Genomic DNA, 21,110 nt, shown 5'->3' with positions numbered 1-21,110 from the left:
CTCAGTCCTCCGCGGGGGCCAGGCGCACGAGCTCCGCCTCGGTCGACTTCAGCAGGTCGTTCCAGGACGCCTCGAACTTCTCGACGCCCTCGTCCTCCAGCTGCTGCACCACATCGTCGTACGAAATGCCCAGCTTCGCGATCGCGTCGAGCTCGGCGCGGGCCTGCTCGTAGGAGCCGCGCACGGTGTCGCCCGTGATCTGCCCGTGGTCGGCGGTGGCCTCCAGGGTGGCCTCGGGCATGGTGTTCACCGTGTTGGGCGCGACCAGGTCGTCCACGTACAGGGTGTCCTTGTACGCCGGGTCCTTGACGCCCGTGGAGGCCCACAGCGGACGCTGCTTGTTGGCGCCCACACGCTCCAGGGCGGCCCAGCGGTCCGAGGAGAAGACCTCCTCGTACGCCTGGTAGGCCAGACGGGCGTTGGCGAGCGCCGCCTTGCCCTTCAGGGCCTTGGCCTCGTCGGTGCCGATGGCGTCCAGGCGCTTGTCGATCTCGCTGTCCACGCGGGACACGAAGAAGGAGGCGACCGAGTGGATCTCGGAGAGGTCCAGGCCGGCGGCCTTGGCCTTCTCCAGGCCCGTCAGGTACCCGTCCATGACCTCGCGGTAGCGCTCCAGCGAGAAGATCAGCGTCACGTTCACGCTGATGCCCCGGCCGATGACCTCGGAGATCGCGGGCAGGCCGCCCATGGTCGCCGGGATCTTGATGAGCGTGTTCGGACGGTCCACCAGCCAGGCCAGCTGCTTGGCCTCGGCGACGGTGGCCGCGGTGTTGTGGGCCAGGCGCGGGTCGACCTCGATCGACACGCGGCCGTCCTGGCCGTCGGTGCGGTCGAACACCGGGCGCAGGATGTCGGCGGCGTCGCGGACGTCCGCCGTCGTGATCATGCGGAGGGCTTCCTCGACGGTGACCCGGCGGACCGCCAGGTCGGCGAGCTGCTGGTCGTAGCCGTCGCCCTCGCTGATCGCCTTCTGGAAGATCGACGGGTTGGTGGTGACACCGACCACGTGCGACTGGTCGATGAGCTCCGCCAGGTTGCCGGACGTGATGCGCTTGCGGGACAGGTCGTCCAGCCAGATCGCCACGCCTTCGTCGGAGAGGCGCTTGAGTGCGTCTGTCATGGGAATTGCATCTCCTACTGGGTCTTGTACCGGCGTCAGCGCGCGGCGGCGGCGATGGAGTCCCTGGCCGCCGCGGTCACGGCCTCGGGGGTGAAACCGAACTCGCGGAACAGCACCTTGGCGTCGGCCGAGGCACCGAAGTGCTCCAGCGAGACGATCCGGCCCGCGTCGCCGACGTAGCGGTGCCAGGTCAGGCCGATGCCCGCCTCGACCGCCACGCGGGCCTTCACGGACGGCGGCAGGACGCTGTCCTTGTACGCCTGGTCCTGCTCCTCGAACCACTCGACGGACGGCATCGAGACCACGCGCGCCGGGACGCCCTCGGCCTGCAGCGCCTCGCGCGCGGCGACGGCGAGCTGGACCTCGGAGCCGGTGCCGATGAGGAGCACCTGCGGCTCGACGGCCTCGCCCTCGGGACCCTCGGCGTCGAACAGCACGTACCCGCCCTTGGCGGCGTCCTCGTTGCGGTCGTACGTCGGCACGCCCTGGCGGGTCAGCGCCAGCCCGTGCGGGGCGCCCTTGCCGAACACCTTGGTGTGGCGCCTCATGATCTCGCGCCACGCGATGGCGGTCTCGTTGGCGTCGGCCGGGCGGACCACGTTCAGGCCCGGGATGGCGCGCAGCGAGGCCAGGTGCTCGACCGGCTGGTGCGTGGGGCCGTCCTCGCCGAGGCCGATGGAGTCGTGCGTCCACACGTAGGTCACCGGCAGGTGCATCAGCGCGGAGAGGCGGACGGCGTTGCGCATGTAGTCGGAGAACACCAGGAAGGTGCCGCCGTAGATGCGGGTGTGGCCGTGCAGGGCGATGCCGTTCATGGTCGCGGCCATGGCGTGCTCGCGGATGCCGAAGTGGATGGTGCGGCCGTACGCGTCGGCCTCCGGCAGCGGGTTGCCCACCGGCAGGAACGAGGAGGTCTTGTCGATGGTGGTGTTGTTGGAGCCGGCCAGGTCGGCCGAGCCGCCCCACAGCTCCGGGACGACCGCGCCGAGGGCCTCCAGCACCTTGCCGGAGGCGGCGCGCGTGGCGACGGCCTTGCCGGTCTCGAAGGCGGGGAGCTCGTCCTCCCAGCCCGCGGGCAGCTCGTTGGCGTTGATGCGGTCGAAGTCGGCCGCGCGCTGCGGATTGGCGGTGCGCCAGGCGGAGAAGTCCTTCTCCCAGGCGGCCTTGGCCTCGCGGCCGCGGTCGACCGCCTTGCGGGTGTGCGTCAGGACCTCGTCGGCGACCTCGAAGGTCTTCTCCGGGTCGAAGCCGAGCACGCGCTTGGTCGCCGCGACCTCGTCGTCGCCGAGCGCCGAGCCGTGCGCGGCCTCGGTGCCCTGGGCGTGCGGGGCCGGCCAGGCGATGATCGAGCGGGCGGCGATGAAGGACGGCCGGCCGGTCTCGGCCTTGGCGGCCTGGAGGGCGGCGAACAGTGCCTTCGGGTCGAGGTCGCCGTTCTCCAGCTGCTCGACGCGCTGCACGTGCCAGCCGTACGCCTCGTAGCGCTTGAGGGTGTCCTCGGAGACGGCCGTCTCAGTGTCGCCCTCGATGGAGATGTGGTTGTCGTCCCACAGCAGCACCAGGTTGCCGAGCTTCTGGTGGCCGGCCAGCGCCGACGCCTCGTGGGAGATGCCCTCCTGAAGGCAGCCGTCACCCGCGATCGCGTAGATCATGTGGTCGAACGGCGAGGTGCCCTCGGGGGCCTCGGGGTCGAACAGGCCGCGCTCGTAGCGCGAGGCCATGGCCATGCCCACCGCGTTGGCGACGCCCTGGCCCAGCGGGCCGGTCGTCGTCTCCACGCCGGTGGTGTGGCCGTACTCCGGGTGGCCCGGGGTCTTGGAGCCCCAGGTGCGGAACGCCTCCAGGTCCGCGAGCTCCAGCCCGAAACCGGCGAGGTACAGCTGGGTGTACAGCGTGAGGGACGAATGGCCCGCGGAGAGCACGAAGCGGTCGCGGCCGACCCACTCGGGGTCCGACGGGTCGTGCCGCATCACCTTCTGGAAGAGGGTGTACGCGGCGGGGGCCAGGCTCATCGCCGTACCGGGGTGGCCGTTTCCGACCTTCTGGACCGCGTCAGCGGCCAGGATGCGGGCGGTGTCGACGGCCCGCTGGTCCAGTTCGGTCCACTCGAGCTCTGTGGTGGTCGGCTTGGTGCTCACCGTGGGTCAGGGCTCCTCTCCACATGTCTGTTCCCGGTGACGAACGGTGCACCGGCGCGATTCCGAGCCTACCCCCGCCACGGCGTGCAGCTATTCGAGTGCCCGCGGTACGTCACCACGTCGGCAGCCCGCGTTCACCTGCCCGCCAGGGGGCCCGTCCGCCCTGCGTGGTTCGTATGCCCGGTCCGCCCGGTCCAACACGAGCCGACCCCCGCGCGGGGCGAGGTAAGCGCAACGTCTAGAGTGGCGTGGTACGCGCAAGCCCTTGCCGGGCCTTCATATCGGGGGCTCCCGGTCGGAGCTTGCTGGATTCTCTCTCAGGGGTGTGCGTGACGGCCGTCGAATCCCGTCCAGCGGGGGTGCTCGGGACGAGCCCCGGTCACCGGCCGTTCGGGGCCCGGGCCATGGCTTTCGTGGCACTGACGAAGCCGCGGATCATCGAGCTCCTGCTCATCACGACCGTGCCGGTGATGTTCCTCGCCGAGCAGGGCGTGCCGTCGCTGTGGCTGGTCCTCGCGACCTGCTTCGGCGGCTACCTCTCCGCGGGCGGCGCCAACGCGCTGAACATGTACATCGACCGCGACATCGACGCGCTGATGGACCGGACGTCGCAGCGGCCGCTGGTGACCGGCATGGTCAGTCCCCGCGAGTGCCTGGTCTTCGGCATCACCCTCGGGGTGGTCTCGACCCTCTTCTTCGGCCTGCTGATCAACTGGCTGTCGGCCGCCCTCGCGCTCGGCGCGCTCCTCTTCTACGTCGTCGTCTACACGATGCTGCTGAAGCGGCGCACCGCCCAGAACATCGTCTGGGGCGGCATCGCCGGCTGCATGCCGGTGCTGATCGGCTGGTCCGCCGTCAAGAACGAGGTCTCCTGGGCCGCGGTCATCCTCTTCCTCGTCATCTTCTTCTGGACGCCGCCGCACTACTGGCCGCTGTCCATGAAGGTGAAGGACGACTACGCGCGGGTCGGCGTGCCGATGCTCCCCGTCGTGGCGGGCAACAAGGCGGTCTCCCGGCAGATCGTCCTCTACAGCTGGGTGATGGTCGCGGTCTCGCTGCTGCTCACCCCTCTGGGGTACACCGGCTGGTTCTACACCTCGGTCGCGCTGCTCGCGGGCGGCTGGTGGCTGTGGGAGGCGCACGGGCTGAATACGCGCGCCAAGGCGGGCGTGACCGGCGCGAAGCTCAAGGAGATGCGCCTGTTCCACTGGTCCATCACCTATGTGTCGCTGCTCTTCGTGGCGGTCGCCGTGGATCCCTTCCTCCGTTGATTACCCGCCGGTAGCATGCTGTCCATGGCAGATACCGCACAGACCGCACAGGCCACCGGCGCCGAGGACAAGAAGCAGGGCCGCAAGGCGGCCAGGCTCGCCCGCCAGATCGGCGCGTTCGCCCGGGAGCACGGCGGCGCCGAAGGCCACCTGGCCCACATCGGCCAGGCCGGCACCCGCATCGTCCTCGTCGGCGCCGACGGCGCGTGGGGCGACCTGGTGGCCCCCGCCTTCCCCGTGGCGCAGCTGGCCGCCGAAAAGGCCGGCCTGACGCTCCACGAGGAGTTCGACGGGGAGTTCGCCGCACGCGTGCGCACCGGACCCTACGAGTGGACGCGGATGGCCGGCATCCAGATCGGCGGAGCCGCGAACCCGGCGGCCTGACCTGCACCGCCCGCCTCCCCCGGGTCCTTCCCTCCGCGGTCCCCGGAGCCCGGCCGGTCCTTGCCGCGGAAGGATTTCCCGGGCCCCGCTCGCCCGTGCGGGGGGCGGTCGGTCAACAGCGCGAGCAACACCTCACACCCCGCGCACCCGTTAGGACGTGTGGAAGCCCCTTCCTCACGTCCGCAACGGGATGCCCGGATGATCGAAACGCCGCCCCTGGTGGACCAGTACTGCCACGGATTCCTCCGTACGGAGCTGGGCCTGGGCACCTTCGAGGCCCAGCTGATCCGGTCGGCGGGTCCGCCCGCCGCCGGTACCACCTTCTTCGACACCCAGACCGGCTTCGCGGTGCGCCGCTGGTGTCCGCCGCTGCTCGGGCTGGAGCCGCACGCCACCCCCGCCCGCTACCTGGCCCGGCGGCGCGAGCTGGGCACCGCCGAGTCCGCGCGGCTGCTGCTGAGGGGCTCGCGGGTCGCCGCCTACCTGGTCGACACCGGCGTGCCCGGGGACCTCACCGGCCCCAAGGAGCTGGGCCTGGCCGGGGACGCCGACGCCTTCGAGGCGGTCCGGCTGGAGCTCCTGGCCGAGCAGGCCGCGGACACCTCCGGCACGGTGGCCGCCTTCCTGGCCAACCTCGCGCAGGCCGTGCACCACGCCGCCACCGGTGCCACGGCCTTCACCTGCGGCGCGGCCTCGGGACATCCGGCGACCCTGGCCTACGCCCCGGAGCCGCCCGATCCCGGCGAGGTGCGCGGGGCGGCCGACCGCTGGCTGGCCCGGCGGCGCCCGGGCGGGGCCGTACGGGACCCGGTACTGCTGCGGCACCTGATGTGGAGCGCGGTGGCGTCGGGGCTGCCGCTCCAGCTGCACACCGGCGCGGGAGCGGCGGAGCCGGGGCGGCGCCCGGACCGGTCCGACCCGGCGCTCCTGACGGAATTCGTACGGGCCACCGCCGGCGCGGGCACGCGGCTGGTGCTGCTGGGCGGGTACCCGTACCACCGGCACGCCGCCCAGCTCGCCGCGGCGTTCCCGCACGTCTACGCGGACGCGGGCGCCGGGCCGGGGCAGACGGGGGCGCGGGCCGCGGCGGTCCTGGGCGAGGTGCTGGAGATCGCGCCGTTCGGGAAGCTGTTGTTCTCCAGCGGCGGCGGGCAGTTGCCCGAGCTGCGCGCGGTGGGCGCCCTGGTCTTCCGGGAGGCGCTGGGCAGGGTGCTGGCCGGCTGGGTCGGCGAGGGGTCCTGGTCCTGGCGGGACGCGGGACGGGTGGCCGCCATGGTCGCGGCGGGCAATGCCCGCCGCGTCTACCGGCTGGACGAACGGAGCTGAGTGCTGCGACCGGGCCGGGCGGTTCCTCAGACGGCCGTGAGCTGCGGGTCGCCCTGGGCCGGGACCCCGGCCTGGTCGGCGGGCCGTTCGCGCAGGCTCAGCGCGACCCGGAGCACCGAGATCCACACCAAGCAGGAGCCGAGCATGTGGGCGGCGACCAGCAGCTCGGGCAGATCGGTGAGGAACTGCACGTAGCCGACGGCCCCCTGGGCGAGGAGCACGACCAGCAGGTCGCGGGCGCGGGCCCGGGCGTCGGCCGGGGCGTCGGCCACGCGCAGCACCAGCCACATGGCCACGGCCAGGGCGCACACCAGCCAGGCCGCCACGGCGTGCACGTGGGCGGTGGCCTCCCAGTCGAACGGCATCCGCCTGATCTCGCTGCTGTCGCCGGCGTGCGGTCCGGAGCCGGTCACCACGGTGCCGGCCGCGATCAGTACGAAGGTGACCGCGAGCATCGCCCACGACAGTGTGCGCACCGGGCCCGGCACGCGCGGACGGGGCGGGGTGTCGCCCTCCCGGGTGCGCTGCCAGGTCACCGTCGTCACCGTGATCAGGGAGGTGGCGAGCAGGAAGTGCCCGGCGACGCTGTAGGGGTTGAGGCCGGTCATGACGGTGATGCCGCCCAGTACGGCGTTGGCCATGACGATGGCGAACTGGACCCAGCCGAGCCGCGTCAGCACGTGCCGCCACGGCTTGGCCGAGCGTGCCGCGAGGATGCCCCAGCCCACGGCCGCGCAGAGCACGTAGGTGAGCATCCGGTTGCCGAACTCGACGGCCCCGTGGAAGCCCTGGGCGGGCGTCGCGACGAGGCTGTCGTCGGTGCACTTGGGCCAGGTGTCGCAGCCGAGACCGGAACCGGTCAGCCGCACCGCGCCGCCGGTGACGACGATGACCACGCTCATCAGGAGCGCGGCGGACGCGGCGCGCCGGACGATCCGGGGTGACGGGGTCCAGCGGCGGGCGATGTATGCGAAGGGGTTCAACACGGCCACTATCGTAAGCGGAGCCTTGTGCAAAGTTTCACGAGGGGGTGGCAGGTGGTGCGTCGCCCCCCGCGGACAGCCGGAACCGGGCCCCGGCCGGGTCGCCCTCCTGGTGCCACCACAGGAGGATGCGCCACGGGCGGCCGCGGCCCGGGTGATCGGCCGACTCCGTGAAGCCGCGCACCACTTCGGCCCCCACGTCGGCCGCTGTCCGGTCCCTCACCTCCGTGGCGCTGTGCCACGGATGTTCCAGTGCGGCCCACACCCCGTCGGGGCCGCGCACCTCCACCCGCCACACCGCGGTCCAGGGGGTGACCTCCAGCATCGTGCGCACCTGCTCGGCTTCCAGCCGCAGCCCGGCGGCGATGCCGGCCTCCTCCACGCCCTGGACGCGGGCGGCCACCACGGCCTGCGGCAGCAGCCGCTCGGGCAGCAGCCCCCGCGCGCGCAGGGCGGTCAGGGAGTCGAAGGACAGGTAGCGCAGGCGTAATTCCAGCTGCCGTCCGATGTGGTCGAGGGCCTCCTCGGCCTCCTGCGACGCCTGCGAGCCGTGCTCCGCGAGCAGCTGCCGGCGGAAGTCGCACTCCGCGTCCACGGCCCAGGCCACCGCCTCCTCGGCGTGGCCGAGCTCGGCGAGCCGGTCCCCGAGGAAGACCTTGGCCTGGGCGAGTCCCCTGCGGTTGACCGGATCACCCTGGTCGAGCCCCGCCCACACCTCGACGGCGGCCCGGGTCAGGTCGAGGGCGCGCTCGCCGGCCGCCCGCTCCATGGCGCTCGGGCCCTGCGAGGCGGCGGTGCCCAGTGGGTGCCGGGGCAGCCGGTCCCCGTCGCTCAGCGGCCAGGCCAGCCACACGCCGTGGTTGATCAGCCCGCGGGCGTACCAGCGCGCGAATTCGGGGGCGCAGGCAGCTGCCCGCTCGGAGCTGCGCAGTCCCTCCTCGATCGTGGCCAGGGCGCTCGCGCGGTCCCCCTCGGCGAAGCGCAGGGCGGCCCGGTCGGCGAGCCGCAGCCCGAGCAGCGCGGTGCACTCGGCGTCGTCGGGCCGTGTGCGCAGGGCGCCGATCAGCTCGTCGAGCAGCCGTTCGCGCTCCTGCGGCGGCGCGTGCGCGGCTCCCGAGCGGACGCGTGCCCACTGCTCGTCCAGCCGTAGCACGGCCTCTCGCTCCGCCATGTCCGCCCCCCGGCGTCGTGGTCGTACGCCTGCACGCTGTCATCGGTGAAGGGGTCCATAGTCGCGGGGGAGCGGACCTCAGTGGAAGGGTTTCATTCCCAGCGGAACAGGCGCGCGGCGGCGCCCAGCCCCAGCACCGCCCAGACCGCCAGCACGGCCGCGTCGCCCCACGGCATCCCGGCGCCGTGCCGCAGCACCTCGCGCAGACCGTCGGAGAGGGCGGAGACGGGCAGCAGTTCCAGTACGGACCGCACCCCCTCCGGGAACTTCTCCAGCGGCACGATGACGCCACCGCCCACGAGCAGCAGCAGGAACACCAGGTTGGCGGCGGCCAGGGTCATCTCGGCCTTGAGGGTGCCCGCCATCAGCAGGCCCAGCCCCGAGAACGCGGCGGTGCCCAGCAGCACCAGCGCGGCCACCCACAGCGGGTTCCCGTGCGGGGACCACCCCAGCGCCAGCGCGATCACCGTCAGCAGGGTGATCTGGAGCACCTCGGTGACCAGCACGGACAGGGTCTTGGCGGCCATCAGCGCCCAGCGCGGCAGGGGGGAGGCCCCGAGGCGCTTGAGGACCCCGTAGCGGCGGTCGAAACCGGTGGCGATGGCCTGGCCGGTGAAGGCGGTGGACATCACGGCGAGGGCCAGCACGCCCGGCGCGAGGAAGTCCACGGACTTCTCCCCGCCGCCCTGCGCCAGCGGCACCGTCACGATGTCCACGGCCGAGAACAGCACGAGCAGCAACGCCGGGATGATCACGGTCAGCAGCAGCTGCTCCCCGTTGCGCAGCAGCATCCGGGTCTCCAGTGCCGTCTGCGCCAGGATCATGCGCGGGACGGGGGCCGCTCCCGGGCGGGGGGTGAACGTGCCGGCGCTCATCCGCGCAGCTCCTTACCGGTCAGTTCCAGGAAGACGTCCTCCAGGGTGTGCCGCTCCACCGAGAGGCTGTCGGGCATCACGCCGTGCTGCGCGCACCAGGAGGCGACGGTGGCGAGCAGCTGGGGGTCGACGTCGCCGGAGACCCGGTAGACGCCGGGGCCGAGCTCGGCGGCGTCCGTGCCGTCCGGCAGCGCCTTCAGCAGCGAGGAGAGCTCCAGGCCGGGGCGGCCGGTGAAGCGCAGGGTGTTCTCGGCGCCGCCCCGGCACAGCTGCTCGGGGCTGCCGTGGGCGATGACCCGGCCGGTGTCCACGACGGCGACCTCGTCGGCGAGCTGCTCGGCCTCGTCCATGTGGTGGGTGGTGAGCACGACGGTGACCCCGTCGGCGCGCAGTTCGCGCACGAGGTCCCAGGTGGCCCGGCGGGCCTGGGGGTCCAGTCCGGCGGTCGGTTCGTCGAGGAAGACCAGCTCGGGGCGGCCGACGACGGCCATGGCCAGGGAGAGGCGCTGCTGCTGCCCGCCGGAGAGCCTGCGGTAGGCGGTGCGGCCGCAGCCGCCGAGGCCGAGGCGTTCCACCAGGGAGTCCACGTCGAGCGGGTCGGCGTACAGCCTGGCCATGTGGCGGAGCATCTCGACGGCGCGGGCCCCGGAGTAGACGCCTCCGGACTGGAGCATCACCCCGACGCGCGGACGCAGGGCCGGGGCCTGGGCGAAGGGGTCGAGGCCGAGGACGCGGACGGTTCCGGCGTCGGGGCGGCGGTAGCCCTCGCAGGTCTCCACCGTGGTCGTCTTGCCCGCGCCGTTGGGTCCGAGGACGGCGGTGACGGTGGCCGTACGGACGGTGAGGTCGAGGCCGTCGACGGCGGTCCTGGGCCCGTACCGTTTCACCAGTCCGCGGATCTCCACGGCGGGGTCGTTGCTCATGGTGGGTGAGTCTACGGAGCCGGGCGGGGGGTTCCCGGTCCCGGGGTCGGGCCGCGATCGGGGCTGCTGCGGGCCCGGTGGCCCCGGACGGCGCAGTGGCGCCCGGTGGTTTTTCCGCGCTGTGGCATGCCCCGTGCCGCGCGGCGTCGTGGGCGCGGGACCGCTGGTGGGGGCCCTCCAGCGGTTCGCCGGGGGGCGCGCGGGGGTGCGGAGCGTTACCCCCGGCGTGACTCTGCGTCGACAGATTAGGTAACCCTTAGTGATAGAGGCCACCAGGAGTGGCCTCCGTCACGGCTTGTCGGGGCTCGACTAATTACGCAACAATGGTGTTGTGAAATACGGCGAACGGCAGAGCGAGACCCCCCAGGGGGAACTCGCGACCGGGGAGCGGTCCACCCGCAACCGGGTCGCGCGCTCCGTCCTGGACCACGGTCCCTCCACCGTCGCCGACCTCGCGCAGCGGCTGGGCCTCACGCAGGCCGCCGTCCGCCGCCACCTCGACACCCTCGTCGCCGACGGCGTCGTCGAGCCCCGTGAGCAGCGCGTGTACGGCGCCCGCACCCGCGGCAGGCCCGCCAAGGTCTTCGCGCTCACCGACTGCGGCCGCGACGCCTTCGACCAGTCCTACGACGCACTCGCCGCGGACGCCCTGCGCTGGATCGCGCAGACCGTCGGCGGCGGCGAGCAGGGCGAGGCGGCCGTCGCCGCCTTCGCCAGGGCCCGGATGGAGACGCAGGCGCAGACCTACCGCGAGGCCGTCGAGGCCGCCGCTCCCGCGGAGCGCACCGAGGCCCTCGCCAAGGCGTTGACCGCCGACGGGTACGCTGCTACGGCGAAGAGCGCTCCCGGTCCGCAAAGCGGTGAACAGCTCTGTCAGCACCATTGCCCGGTGGCCCACGTCGCCGAGCAGTTCCCGCAGCTGTGCGAGGCGGAGACCGAGGTCTTCTCCCGCCTGCTCGGGACGCATGTGCAGCGCCTCGCCACGATCGCCCACGGCGACGGGGTGTGCACGACCTTCATCCCGCGTAGCGCGAGCACCACACAGACCGACACATCAGTATCTGCAAGTACGGCCGGGAGGAACCCCGCATGACCACGGAGACTGCTCACCCTGAGCTCGATGGCCTGGGCACCTACGAATACGGCTGGGCCGACTCCGACGCGGCCGGCGCGGCTGCCAAGCGGGGTCTGTCCGAGGATGTCGTCCGCGACATCTCGGCGAAGAAGTCCGAGCCGGAGTGGATGCTGAAGCTCCGCCTCAAGGGCCTCAAGCTGTTCGACAAGAAGCCCATGCCGAACTGGGGCTCCGACCTCTCGGGCATCGACTTCGACAACATCAAGTACTTCGTGCGCTCCACCGAGAAGCAGGCCGCTTCGTGGGAGGACCTGCCCGAGGACATCAAGAACACGTACGACAAGCTCGGCATCCCCGAGGCGGAGAAGCAGCGCCTCGTCGCCGGTGTCGCGGCCCAGTACGAGTCCGAGGTCGTCTACCACCAGATCCGCGAGGACCTGGAGGAGCAGGGCGTCATCTTCCTCGACACGGACACCGCGCTCAAGGAGCACCCGGAGCTCTTCCAGGAGTACTTCGGCACCGTCATCCCGGTCGGCGACAACAAGTTCGCCTCGCTGAACACCGCGGTGTGGTCCGGCGGGTCGTTCATCTACGTCCCCAAGGGCGTCAAGGTCGACATCCCGCTCCAGGCCTATTTCCGCATCAACACGGAGAACATGGGCCAGTTCGAGCGGACGCTGATCATCGTCGACGAGGACGCCTACGTCCACTACGTCGAGGGCTGCACCGCCCCGATCTACTCCTCGGACTCGCTGCACAGCGCCGTGGTCGAGATCATCGTGAAGAAGGGCGGCCGCTGCCGCTACACGACGATCCAGAACTGGTCGAACAACGTCTACAACCTGGTCACCAAGCGCGCCGTGGCGTACGAGGGCGCGACCATGGAGTGGGTCGACGGCAACATCGGCTCCAAGGTCACCATGAAGTACCCGGCCGTCTACCTGATGGGCGAGCACGCCAAGGGCGAGACCCTCTCCATCGCCTTCGCGGGCGAGGGCCAGCACCAGGACGCCGGCTCCAAGATGGTCCACATGGCGCCGTACACCTCCTCCAACATCGTCTCCAAGTCGGTGGCACGGGGCGGCGGCCGCACCTCCTACCGCGGCCTGGTGGAGATCGGCGAGGGCGCCCACGGCTCGAAGTCCAACGTGCTGTGCGACGCGCTGCTGGTCGACACGATCTCCCGTTCGGACACCTACCCCTACGTGGACGTCCGCGAGGACGACGTGTCCATGGGCCACGAGGCGACCGTCTCCAAGGTCTCCGACGACCAGCTCTTCTACCTCATGAGCCGCGGTCTGACGGAGTTCGAGGCCATGGCCATGATCGTGCGCGGCTTCGTCGAGCCGATCGCGCGTGAGCTGCCGATGGAGTACGCGCTGGAGCTGAACCGGCTGATCGAGCTGCAGATGGAGGGCTCGGTCGGCTGACCCGGCCGCCCGCTCCCGCAGCGGATTTCCCGACGTAGTCAGCGCTTTACAAGAGAGTGAGCAAGACGACAGCCATGGCTGAGGCTCAGAACATTCCGGCGGGCTCGACCACCGCCGGCGCGATCGCGGTGGCCGCCGAGTCCACCGTCGCCACCCGGATGAGTGCGCCCGCGTCCTTCGACGTGGCCGACTTCCCGGTCCCGCACGGCCGCGAGGAGGAGTGGCGGTTCACCCCGCTCGCCCGCCTGCGGGGCCTGCACGACGGCACCGCGGTCGCCGACGGCACCATGAAGGCCCAGATCGACGCCCCCGACGTCGTCACCATCGAGTCGGTGGAGCGCGACGACGCGCGCATCGGCAAGGCCGGCACCCCGGTGGACCGGATCGCCGCCCAGGCCTTCTCGTCCTTCACCAAGGCCACGGTCGTGACCGTGCCCAAGGAGGCCGTCCTGACCGAGCCCGTGCGCGTCTCGCTGCACGGCGAGGGCGGCACGACCTTCGGGCACACCGTCTTCGACGTGCAGGCGTTCGCCGAGGCCGTCGTCGTCATCGACCACACCGGTGACGGCGTGCGCGCCGCCAATGTCGACTTCCTGGTCGGCGACGGCGCCAAGCTCACCGTCGTCTCCGTGCAGGACTGGGACGACACCGCCGTGCACGTCTCCCAGCACAACGCGCTGATCGGCCGGGACGCGACCTACAAGTCGATCGTGGTCACCTTCGGCGGCGACCTCGTCCGTCTGCACCCGCGCGTCACCTACGCGGGCCCCGGCGGGGAGGCCGAGCTCTTCGGCCTCTACTTCACGGACGCCGGCCAGCACCAGGAGCACCGCCTCCTCGTCGACCACAGTGCCCCGCACTGCAAGTCGAACGTCGTCTACAAGGGCGCGCTCCAGGGGCAGGACGCCCACGCCGTCTGGATCGGTGACGTGCTCATCGAGAAGACCGCCGAGGGCACCGACACCTACGAGATGAACCGCAACCTCGTCCTGACGGACGGCGCGCGGGTCGACTCGGTGCCGAACCTGGAGATCGAGACCGGCGAGATCGTCGGCGCCGGCCACGCCTCCGCGACCGGCCGCTTCGACGACGAGCAGCTCTTCTACCTGCAGGCCCGCGGCATCCCGGCCGACGAGGCCCGCCGCCTGGTCGTGCGCGGCTTCTTCGCCGAGCTCGTCCAGCAGATCGGTGTCGACGACATCGAGGAGCGGCTGCTCACCAAGATCGAGACCGAGCTCCAGGGCTCCGTCTGATGAACTACGTCAAGGCCTGCGCGCTGAGCGAGCTGGAGGAGGACACCCCCAAGCGGGTGGAACTCGACGGCACGCCGGTGTCCATCGTCCGCGCCGAGGGCGAGGTGTTCGCGATCAACGACATCTGCTCGCACGCGAACGTCTCGCTCTCGGAGGGCGAGGTCGAGGACTGCATGATCGAGTGCTGGCTGCACGGGTCGGCCTTCGACCTGCGCACCGGCAAGCCCTCCGGCCTGCCCGCGACGCGCCCCGTACCCGTATACCCCGTAAAGATCGAAGGGGACGACGTGTTCGTCTCCCTCACCCAGGAGTCCTGAGGTATCCATGGCAACGCTTGAAATCCACGACCTGCACGTCTCTGTCGAGGCCGAAAACGGCGCCCGCGAGATCCTCAAGGGCGTCGACCTCACCGTCAAGCAGGGTGAGACGCACGCCATCATGGGTCCGAACGGCTCCGGCAAGTCCACCCTGGCGTACTCGCTCGCCGGTCACCCGAAGTACACCATCACCGGTGGCACCGTGACCCTCGACGGCGAGGACGTCCTGGAGATGTCCGTCGACGAGCGCGCCCGCGCCGGCCTGTTCCTCGCCATGCAGTACCCGGTCGAGGTCCCCGGCGTCTCGGTCTCCAACTTCTTGCGCACCTCGGCCACCGCCATCCGCGGCGAGGCCCCCAAGCTGCGCACCTGGGTGAAGGAGGTCAAGTCCGCCATGGAGCAGCTCCAGATGGACACGGCCTTCGCCGAGCGCAACGTCAACGAGGGCTTCTCCGGCGGCGAGAAGAAGCGCCACGAGATCCTCCAGCTGGAGCTCCTGAAGCCGAAGATCGCGATCCTCGACGAGACCGACTCCGGCCTGGACGTCGACGCGCTGCGCATCGTCTCGGAAGGCGTCAACCGCGTCCGCGAGACGGGCGAGGTCGGCACCCTGCTGATCACGCACTACACGCGCATCCTGCGCTACATCAAGCCCGACTTCGTGCACGTGTTCGCGAACGGCCGCATCGCCGAGTCCGGCGGCGCCGAGCTCGCCGACCAGCTGGAGGCCGAGGGCTACGACAAGTACGTGAAGGGTGGCGCGACCGCGTGACACAGCTGCCTGGCCTCCTCGACACCGAGGCGATCCGCAAGGACTTCCCCCTGCTGGATCGTGTGGTCCACGACGGGAAGAAGATCGTTTACCTGGACAACGCGGCGACTTCGCAGAAGCCGCGCCAGGTGCTCGACGCCCTGAACGAGTACTACGAGCAGCACAACGCCAACGTCCACCGCGGCGTGCACGTGCTCGCAGAGGAGGCCACGGCGCTGTACGAGGGCGCCCGCGACAAGGTCGCCGCCTTCATCAACGCGCCGAGCCGCGACGAGGTGATCTTCACCAAGAACGCCTCGGAGTCGCTCAACCTCGTCGCGAACATGCTCGGCTGGGCGGACGAGCCCTACCGGGTCGACCGCGAGACCGAGATCGCCATCACGGAGATGGAGCACCACTCCAACATCGTGCCGTGGCAGCTGCTCTCGCAGCGCACCGGCGCGAAGCTGAAGTGGTTCGGCCTCACCGACGACGGCCGGCTCGACCTGTCCAACATCGAAGAGGTCATCACGGAGAAGACGAAGATCGTCTCCTTCACGCTGGTCTCCAACATCATGGGCACCGTCAACCCGGTCGAGGCGATCGTGCGGCGCGCCCAGGACGTCGGCGCCCTGGTGCTGATCGACGCCTCCCAGGCCGCCCCGCACATGCCGCTGGACGTACAGGCCCTCGGCGCCGACTTCGTGGCCTTCACCGGCCACAAGATGTGCGGTCCGACCGGCATCGGCGTGCTCTGGGGCCGTCAGGAGCTCCTGGAGGACCTGCCCCCGTTCCTCGGCGGCGGCGAGATGATCGAGACCGTGTCGATGCACGCCTCGACCTACGCTCCCGCGCCCCACAAGTTCGAGGCGGGTACGCCCCCGATCGCCCAGGCCGTCGGCCTCGGAGCGGCCGTGGACTACCTCTCCGCGATCGGCATGGACAAGATCGCCGCGCACGAGCACGCGATCACCGAGTACGCGATCAAGCGCCTCGCCGAGGTGCCCGACCTGCGGATCATCGGCCCGACGACGGCGGAGGACCGCGGGGCGGCGATCTCCTTCGTACTCGGCGACATCCACCCGCACGACGTGGGCCAGGTGCTCGACGAGCAGGGCATCGCCGTCCGCGTGGGACACCACTGCGCGCGCCCGGTCTGCCTGCGCTACGGAATTCCCGCGACCACGCGGGCGTCTTTCTACCTGTACTCCTCTCCGGCCGAGGTCGACGCACTGGTCGACGGGCTGGAGCACGTACGGAACTTCTTCGGCTGAGGCCGGAGAGACGAGGGTGACGAGGACGACGGAGTCGCAGTGAAGCTGGATTCGATGTACCAGGAACTGATCCTGGACCACTACAAGCACCCGCACGGGCGTGGCCTGCGCGACGGCGACGCCGAGGTGCACCACGTCAACCCGACATGCGGTGACGAGATCACGCTGCGCGTGAAGTACGACGGCGAGACGCTGACCGACGTCTCGTACGAGGGCCAGGGCTGCTCCATCAGCCAGGCCAGCGCGTCCGTACTGAACGAGCTGCTCGTCGGCAAGGAGCTGGCCGAGGCGCAGAAGATCCAGGGCGTGTTCCTGGAGCTGATGCAGTCCAAGGGCAGGCTGGAGCCGACCGAGGAGATGGAGGAGGTGCTGGAGGACGCGGTCGCGTTCGTCGGCGTCTCCAAGTATCCGGCGCGTGTGAAGTGTGCTCTGCTGAGCTGGATGGCGTGGAAGGACGCGACGGCCCAGGCGCTGGGCGACGCGGAGAGGGAGACGGCATGACCGAGAACGCGACGCCCGAGGCGTCGATCAAGCCGGCCACCGAGGAGGAGGTCCGCGAGGCCCTCTACGACGTGGTCGACCCGGAGCTGGGCATCGACGTCGTGAACCTGGGCCTGATCTACGGCATCCACGTCGACGACGCGAACATCGCCACCCTCGACATGACGCTGACCTCGGCGGCCTGCCCGCTGACGGACGTCATCGAGGACCAGGCGAAATCGGCGACGGACGGCATCGTCAGCGAACTGCGCATCAACTGGGTCTGGATGCCCCCGTGGGGCCCGGACAAGATCACGGACGATGGTCGTGAGCAGCTCCGCGCGCTCGGTTTCAACGTCTGACGACGGCTCGCGGTCGAGGGCCCCCGGCACGGTCGTGCCGGGGGCCCTCCCTGTTTTCCGGCGCCGCCGCGGTGCCGTGGGCGCCACAGGGGCCGCGGCCCTGCTCCTCGCGGGGCTGACCGGCCCCGCGTACGCGGAGGGGGGATACGCCCCCGTGACGATCGCGCTGTCCGCCGCCCACCTCAGCGGTGCGGTGGGCGGCGCCGGCGGCCCGACCGTGACCGTGGACATCGAGCAGGCCGGCGTGCCGGCCGGATTGCTGAGGCTCCGGGTGATCGCCTCCAGCGACCCGGCGGTGGCCGCGGTGGGCGACGTACGGCAGGAGCGCACGCGGCAAGGCGACCGGAAGCTGACGGTCCGGGCCCGCGGCCAGGGCTGTACCGAGCTGACCCTCCAGGTCACCGGGCGCGGCGGGCGGACCGCCACGGCCGTCCTGTCGTACGCGGCTTCGGCCCGGGACGAAGCCGCGCACGCCACCCGCCACCGCACCGGCTCCGGTAGCGGGACCGGGGCCGAGGACCTGACGCATCCGGAGTGGAAGAAGGCGCGGGCGGCCTGGGTCGCCCTGAACTGAGCGGGGGCCGGGGCCGGGGCCTGGGGGCCCGCCGTCAGGCGGTCGCTGCCGCGCGGACCGCCGTCAGGGCCGTCCGGACGCTGCCCTCGATGTCCGTGATCGGGTAGATGACCTCGCGCACCGTCCGGTCCCGGTCCACCACCAGCGTCAGCCGCTTGAGCCGGCTCACCCCCGCGGCCCGGAAGGTCGGCAGCCGCAGCGCCGCGGTCAAGGTGAGCTCCGCGTCCGAGAGGAGCGGGAAGCGCAGTCCCTCCGACTGCGCGAACTCCTCCTGCTCGTCGGGCCGTTGGGTGGACACCCCGTGGACGGTAGCGCCCGCCTCCGTGAACTGCGCCAGCTGGTCGCGGTAGGTGCAGGACTCGAACGTGCAGCCCTTCGCCCCGGGGATCCCCGCCCACCCCGGCGGGTAGGACCCGGCCCGTGCGTACGCGCCGGGGAAGCCGTACAGGACCGTGAACGGGGTGTCCGCCACCGGGTCGCGCAGCTCGCCGAACCGGTCCGGCAGCAGCAGCTCGGGGACCGCGGTGCCGCGCAGCGCGTGGACCCGCACCGCCTCCCGCGAGGATTCACCGGTGGTGGCCGTCATGTCTCCCTCTCCCAGGACCCAGGTGTCACCCCAGTCCTGGAGGGCCACCAGGACCGGCAGCAGCCCCCGCCCGCGCGGGGTCAGCCGGTACTCGTGCCGTACCGGACGCTCCTGGTACGGCTCGCGCGTCAGCACCCCGGCCTCCACGAGCAGCTTCAGCCGCTCGGTGAGCACCTTGCGGGAGACGCCGAGCTCGCGCTGGAACTCCTCGAACCGGTGCACGCCGCGCGCGGCGTCACGCACGATCAGCAGCGTCCACCAGTCGCCCACGACGTCGAGGGCCTGGGCGATGGAGCAGTCCGCGTCACCGAGGGGCGTGCGCTGGGCCATGGGCACTCCTTTGTCCGTTGACCCCAGGCTGTCATGCTGCCATAGTCAGTTCCCAAAATGAACTGACTGGGTGGGACGGGGGCGGGCGGTCGTGCTCAAGGGGCTCAGGGACGTACCGAGGGTGGTGTGGCTGCTCGCGGCCGGGGTGTTCGTCAACGCCGTTGTCAGTTTCACCTTCGTATTCGTCTTCATGTACCTGACCGGACCGCGCGGCCTCGGAACCGCCCAGGCGGGATTGGCCGTCGGCGTCGGCGGCATCGGCATGGTCGCCGGGAACTTCACCGGCGGCTGGTACGGCGACCGCTTCGGCCACCGCCGGGTGCTGCTGGCCGCGGCGACCCTCGGCGGCCTCGCCCTGACGGCCCTGCCCCTGCTGTCCACCCCGCTGCTGTGCGCCGCCCTGCCCCTGGCCCAGTACGCCTCCGGAGTGATCCGCGCAGCCAACGCCGCGCTCGTCGCCGTCACCGTCCCCGAGGGGGCCCGCCGGCAGGCCTTCGCCGTCGTGCGGTGCGTCTCCAACGGCGGCTTCACGCTCGGCCCGCCCCTCGGAGCCCTGGTCGCGACCGTGCTCTCGTACGACTGGCTGTTCCTCGCCGACGGGATCGGCACCCTCGTCTTCGCCTGGTGGACCGCGCGGGTGGTCCCGGCCCGCGGCGCCTCCCGCGCACCGGCCGCAGGCGGGCCGGGGGGCCGCGGCCTCCGGGCGGAACTGCGGGCGCGGCCGGCGGTGGCGGTCCTGCTCGCGGCGGTCTTCGTCGTGGACCTCGTCTACCGGCAGCAGTACTCCACCTTCCCCGTCTTCCTCGCCGACCACGGCTTCGACGTGCGTGCGTTCGGCTTCGTCATCGCGCTCAACGGCGCGGTCATCCTGCTGCTGGAACTGCCGGCCGCCGTCGCGCTCCGGGAGCGCCCGCCGCTGGCGGTCGTCGGTAGCGGCCTCGTCCTGGTGGGAGCCGGGTACGCGGCGCTGCTCGCCGGCGCCGGAGTCGTGGAGGCGGCCGTGATGATGGTCCTGCTGAGCCTGGGGGAGATCCTCTACAAGACCACCGCCACCGCGTACGTCGCCGACCAGGCGCCGGAGCACGCGGCCGGGCGGTTCCAGAGCCTGTACGCGGGTGTCTCGGTCAGCGGGGTCGTCCTCGGTGCGCCGCTGGGCGGGGCGCTCTACTGCGCCGCGCCCGGGCTGCTGTGGCCGGCGTGCGCGGCACTGGCGGGCGGAGCGGGCGGGGCGGTGCTGTGGATGTCCCGGAAGGCGGAACGGCCGGGGGCGGGACGGGGGCCGCGACACGGGGCGGGACCGGCCGTGCCACACCCGGCCCCGGCGGGGCGCGTGACAGGGGGCGGGACCGGTGGCGCGACACTCGGCCGGGCGGGAGGCGCGACCGGCTCATGAGACCGGTTCGCGACCTCGGGCCGTCGCCGGTTAGGTTTCTGGCATGACTGCTACGCGTACCACCGGCGCCGTCGCCGCCGGACTTGCCACCATCACCCCCGACGGCACCGTCCTCGACACCTGGTTCCCGGCCCCCGAGCTCGCCGCCGAGCCCGGCCCGGCCGGCACCGAACGCCTCACCGCCGAGCGGGCCGTGGAGCTGCTGGGAGCCGCCGCGGCGAAGGCGATCCGCCAGGACGCGGTCCGCGGCGTCGAGGTCGTGGCCGTCCGTACGGTGATCTCCTCCCTGGAGGACAAGCCGCTCGACGCGCACGACGCGTACCTGCGCCTGCACCTGCTCAGCCACCGCCTGGTCAAGCCGCACGGCCAGAACCTCGACGGTCTCTTCGGCCTGCTGGCCAACGTCGCCTGGACCTCGCTGGGTCCGGTCGCGGTCGACCAGGTCGAGACCGTCCGCCTCCACGCGCGCGCCGAGGGCCTGCACCTCCAGGTCACCTCGATCGACAAGTTCCCCCGGATGACGGACTACGTCGCCCCCAAGGGCGTGCGCATCGCCGACGCGGACCGCGTCCGCCTCGGCGCGCACCTCGCCGAGGGCACGACCGTCATGCACGAGGGCTTCGTCAACTTCAACGCCGGCACCCTCGGCACCTCGATGGTCGAGGGCCGCATCTCCGCCGGCGTCGTGGTCGGCGACGGCTCGGACATCGGCGGCGGCGCCTCCACCATGGGCACCCTCTCGGGCGGCGGCAAGCAGATCATCTCGATCGGCGAGCGGACCCTGGTCGGCGCGGAGGCGGGCGTCGGCATCGCGCTGGGCGACGAGTGCGTCGTCGAGGCGGGCCTCTACGTCACCGCCGGCACCCGCGTCACCCTCCCGGACGGCCAGGTCGTCAAGGCCCTCGAACTGTCGGGCGCCGACAACATCCTCTTCCGCCGCAACTCGGTCACCGGCACCGTCGAGGCCCGCCCGTACAAGGCGGCCTGGGGCGGCCTGAACGAGATCCTGCACAGCCACAACTGACCCCTGCCGCGGGGCCCGTACGCGAAGCGCCCTCCTGCCCCGACCGGGGTGGGAGGGCGCCTTCGCGTAC

The 21,110-nt window shown here is 71.7% G+C and carries 21 protein-coding genes; 14 read left to right on the top strand and 7 right to left on the bottom strand.

The features are described from left to right. Position 1: 1 nt before the first annotated feature. Positions 2-1,120 (bottom strand): transaldolase, encoded by a 1,119-nt coding sequence (gene tal, locus AMK16_RS13125; protein WP_073914037.1) that lies wholly within the window; start codon positions 1,118-1,120, stop codon positions 2-4. 35 nt (positions 1,121-1,155) lie between these two features. Beyond that, positions 1,156-3,258, bottom strand: a complete 2,103-nt coding sequence (tkt, locus tag AMK16_RS13120; protein ID WP_073914034.1) for a transketolase — start codon at positions 3,256-3,258, stop codon at positions 1,156-1,158. Positions 3,259-3,581: 323 nt separating this feature from the next. Here tkt and AMK16_RS13115 point away from each other — a divergent pair, with 323 nt between their 5' ends. The 3 genes from AMK16_RS13115 to AMK16_RS13105 all read left to right on the top strand — a co-directional run bounded on the left by AMK16_RS13115 (position 3,582) and on the right by AMK16_RS13105 (position 6,239). Further along, positions 3,582-4,529: a heme o synthase gene (locus tag AMK16_RS13115; protein WP_073914032.1), complete on the top strand. Its 948-nt coding sequence runs from the start codon at positions 3,582-3,584 to the stop codon at positions 4,527-4,529. 15 nt (positions 4,530-4,544) lie between these two features. Then, positions 4,545-4,913, top strand: coding sequence for a hypothetical protein (locus AMK16_RS13110; protein WP_073914029.1), 369 nt, complete (start codon positions 4,545-4,547; stop codon positions 4,911-4,913). Between the two features lie 198 nt (positions 4,914-5,111). Continuing rightward, positions 5,112-6,239, top strand: a complete 1,128-nt coding sequence (locus tag AMK16_RS13105; protein WP_073914025.1) for an amidohydrolase family protein — start codon at positions 5,112-5,114, stop codon at positions 6,237-6,239. A 26-nt stretch (positions 6,240-6,265) separates the two neighbouring features. Here AMK16_RS13105 and AMK16_RS13100 read toward each other — a convergent pair whose 3' ends face one another. The 4 genes from AMK16_RS13100 to AMK16_RS13085 form a co-directional block, all read right to left on the bottom strand. Continuing rightward, a complete protein-coding gene (locus AMK16_RS13100; RefSeq protein ID WP_073915877.1) occupies positions 6,266-7,234 on the bottom strand; it encodes a COX15/CtaA family protein in 969 nt (322 codons plus the stop codon). Between the two features lie 25 nt (positions 7,235-7,259). Further along, positions 7,260-8,393 carry a hypothetical protein gene (locus AMK16_RS13095; RefSeq protein ID WP_073914022.1) on the bottom strand — a complete coding sequence of 378 codons (1,134 nt, stop codon included), beginning with the start codon at positions 8,391-8,393 and terminating at the stop codon, positions 7,260-7,262. 92 nt (positions 8,394-8,485) lie between these two features. After that, positions 8,486-9,268, bottom strand: a complete 783-nt coding sequence (locus tag AMK16_RS13090) for an ABC transporter permease (protein WP_073914019.1) — start codon at positions 9,266-9,268, stop codon at positions 8,486-8,488. Continuing rightward, on the bottom strand, positions 9,265-10,191 hold the full coding sequence (locus AMK16_RS13085) for an ABC transporter ATP-binding protein (protein WP_073914016.1): 927 nt from the start codon (positions 10,189-10,191) through the stop codon (positions 9,265-9,267). Before AMK16_RS13085 ends, AMK16_RS13090 begins: the two co-directional genes overlap by 4 nt. 331 nt (positions 10,192-10,522) lie before the next feature. Between AMK16_RS13085 and AMK16_RS13080 the strand changes: the two genes are divergently transcribed. The 9 genes from AMK16_RS13080 (at position 10,523) to AMK16_RS13040 (ending at position 17,707) form a co-directional block, all read left to right on the top strand. Beyond that, positions 10,523-11,284, top strand: a complete 762-nt coding sequence (locus tag AMK16_RS13080) for a helix-turn-helix transcriptional regulator (RefSeq protein WP_073914012.1) — start codon at positions 10,523-10,525, stop codon at positions 11,282-11,284. Further along, the gene (gene sufB / locus AMK16_RS13075; RefSeq protein WP_073914009.1) at positions 11,281-12,696 is read left to right on the top strand and encodes a Fe-S cluster assembly protein SufB; all 1,416 of its coding nucleotides are present in this window, start codon (positions 11,281-11,283) and stop codon (positions 12,694-12,696) included. The genes AMK16_RS13080 and sufB overlap by 4 nt, the downstream gene beginning before the upstream one ends. A 74-nt stretch (positions 12,697-12,770) precedes the next feature. Then, the gene (sufD, locus tag AMK16_RS13070) at positions 12,771-13,949 is read left to right on the top strand and encodes a Fe-S cluster assembly protein SufD (RefSeq protein WP_073914007.1); all 1,179 of its coding nucleotides are present in this window, start codon (positions 12,771-12,773) and stop codon (positions 13,947-13,949) included. Next, positions 13,949-14,266 carry a bifunctional 3-phenylpropionate/cinnamic acid dioxygenase ferredoxin subunit gene (locus AMK16_RS13065; protein ID WP_073914004.1) on the top strand — a complete coding sequence of 106 codons (318 nt, stop codon included), beginning with the start codon at positions 13,949-13,951 and terminating at the stop codon, positions 14,264-14,266. Before sufD ends, AMK16_RS13065 begins: the two co-directional genes overlap by 1 nt. A gap of 7 nt (positions 14,267-14,273) precedes the next feature. Next, positions 14,274-15,038 carry a Fe-S cluster assembly ATPase SufC gene (gene sufC / locus AMK16_RS13060; RefSeq protein WP_073914001.1) on the top strand — a complete coding sequence of 255 codons (765 nt, stop codon included), beginning with the start codon at positions 14,274-14,276 and terminating at the stop codon, positions 15,036-15,038. Further along, entirely contained in the window at positions 15,035-16,291 is a 1,257-nt protein-coding gene (locus tag AMK16_RS13055) for a cysteine desulfurase (protein WP_073913998.1), read from the top strand. The genes sufC and AMK16_RS13055 overlap by 4 nt, the downstream gene beginning before the upstream one ends. 39 nt (positions 16,292-16,330) lie before the next feature. Next, entirely contained in the window at positions 16,331-16,792 is a 462-nt protein-coding gene (sufU, locus tag AMK16_RS13050) for a Fe-S cluster assembly sulfur transfer protein SufU (RefSeq protein ID WP_073913996.1), read from the top strand. Further along, on the top strand, positions 16,789-17,133 hold the full coding sequence (locus tag AMK16_RS13045; protein WP_073913993.1) for a metal-sulfur cluster assembly factor: 345 nt from the start codon (positions 16,789-16,791) through the stop codon (positions 17,131-17,133). The genes sufU and AMK16_RS13045 overlap by 4 nt, the downstream gene beginning before the upstream one ends. 76 nt (positions 17,134-17,209) lie before the next feature. Further along, positions 17,210-17,707 carry a hypothetical protein gene (locus AMK16_RS13040; protein ID WP_073913991.1) on the top strand — a complete coding sequence of 166 codons (498 nt, stop codon included), beginning with the start codon at positions 17,210-17,212 and terminating at the stop codon, positions 17,705-17,707. Positions 17,708-17,741: 34 nt separating this feature from the next. On the opposite strand, the gene AMK16_RS13035 is transcribed toward AMK16_RS13040, so the two are convergent. After that, positions 17,742-18,623 carry a winged helix-turn-helix transcriptional regulator gene (locus tag AMK16_RS13035; protein WP_073913988.1) on the bottom strand — a complete coding sequence of 294 codons (882 nt, stop codon included), beginning with the start codon at positions 18,621-18,623 and terminating at the stop codon, positions 17,742-17,744. A gap of 70 nt (positions 18,624-18,693) precedes the next feature. On the opposite strand from AMK16_RS13035, the gene AMK16_RS13030 reads away from it, so the two are divergent. Both AMK16_RS13030 and dapD read left to right on the top strand, forming a co-directional pair. After that, complete coding sequence (locus AMK16_RS13030) at positions 18,694-20,016, top strand: MFS transporter (RefSeq protein WP_242438716.1); 1,323 nt, start codon at positions 18,694-18,696, stop codon at positions 20,014-20,016. Positions 20,017-20,059: 43 nt separating this feature from the next. Next, positions 20,060-21,040, top strand: a complete 981-nt coding sequence (dapD, locus tag AMK16_RS13025; protein WP_073913986.1) for a 2,3,4,5-tetrahydropyridine-2,6-dicarboxylate N-succinyltransferase — start codon at positions 20,060-20,062, stop codon at positions 21,038-21,040. The last annotated feature ends 70 nt before the right edge of the window (positions 21,041-21,110 follow it).

Source organism: Streptomyces sp. CB00455, from assembly GCF_001905445.1.
Classification (GTDB): Bacteria; Actinomycetota; Actinomycetes; order Streptomycetales; family Streptomycetaceae; genus Streptomyces.
This window is presented reverse-complemented; position numbering and strand designations above follow the sequence as displayed.

Bases quoted from the DNA above. Each gene is read 5' to 3' on its own strand.
- tal (WP_073914037.1), bottom strand. From the start codon at position 1,120: ATGACAGACGCACTCAAGCGCCTCTCCGACGAAGGCGTGGCGATCTGG.
- AMK16_RS13110 (WP_073914029.1), top strand. From the start codon at position 4,545: ATGCTGTCCATGGCAGATACCGCACAGACCGCACAGGCCACCGGCGCC.
- AMK16_RS13105 (WP_073914025.1), top strand. From the start codon at position 5,112: ATGATCGAAACGCCGCCCCTGGTGGACCAGTACTGCCACGGATTCCTC.
- AMK16_RS13095 (WP_073914022.1), bottom strand. From the start codon at position 8,393: ATGGCGGAGCGAGAGGCCGTGCTACGGCTGGACGAGCAGTGGGCACGC.
- AMK16_RS13090 (WP_073914019.1), bottom strand. From the start codon at position 9,268: ATGAGCGCCGGCACGTTCACCCCCCGCCCGGGAGCGGCCCCCGTCCCG.
- AMK16_RS13085 (WP_073914016.1), bottom strand. From the start codon at position 10,191: ATGAGCAACGACCCCGCCGTGGAGATCCGCGGACTGGTGAAACGGTAC.
- sufB (WP_073914009.1), top strand. From the start codon at position 11,281: ATGACCACGGAGACTGCTCACCCTGAGCTCGATGGCCTGGGCACCTAC.
- sufD (WP_073914007.1), top strand. From the start codon at position 12,771: ATGGCTGAGGCTCAGAACATTCCGGCGGGCTCGACCACCGCCGGCGCG.
- AMK16_RS13065 (WP_073914004.1), top strand. From the start codon at position 13,949: ATGAACTACGTCAAGGCCTGCGCGCTGAGCGAGCTGGAGGAGGACACC.
- sufC (WP_073914001.1), top strand. From the start codon at position 14,274: ATGGCAACGCTTGAAATCCACGACCTGCACGTCTCTGTCGAGGCCGAA.
- AMK16_RS13045 (WP_073913993.1), top strand. From the start codon at position 16,789: ATGACCGAGAACGCGACGCCCGAGGCGTCGATCAAGCCGGCCACCGAG.
- AMK16_RS13035 (WP_073913988.1), bottom strand. From the start codon at position 18,623: ATGGCCCAGCGCACGCCCCTCGGTGACGCGGACTGCTCCATCGCCCAG.
- dapD (WP_073913986.1), top strand. From the start codon at position 20,060: ATGACTGCTACGCGTACCACCGGCGCCGTCGCCGCCGGACTTGCCACC.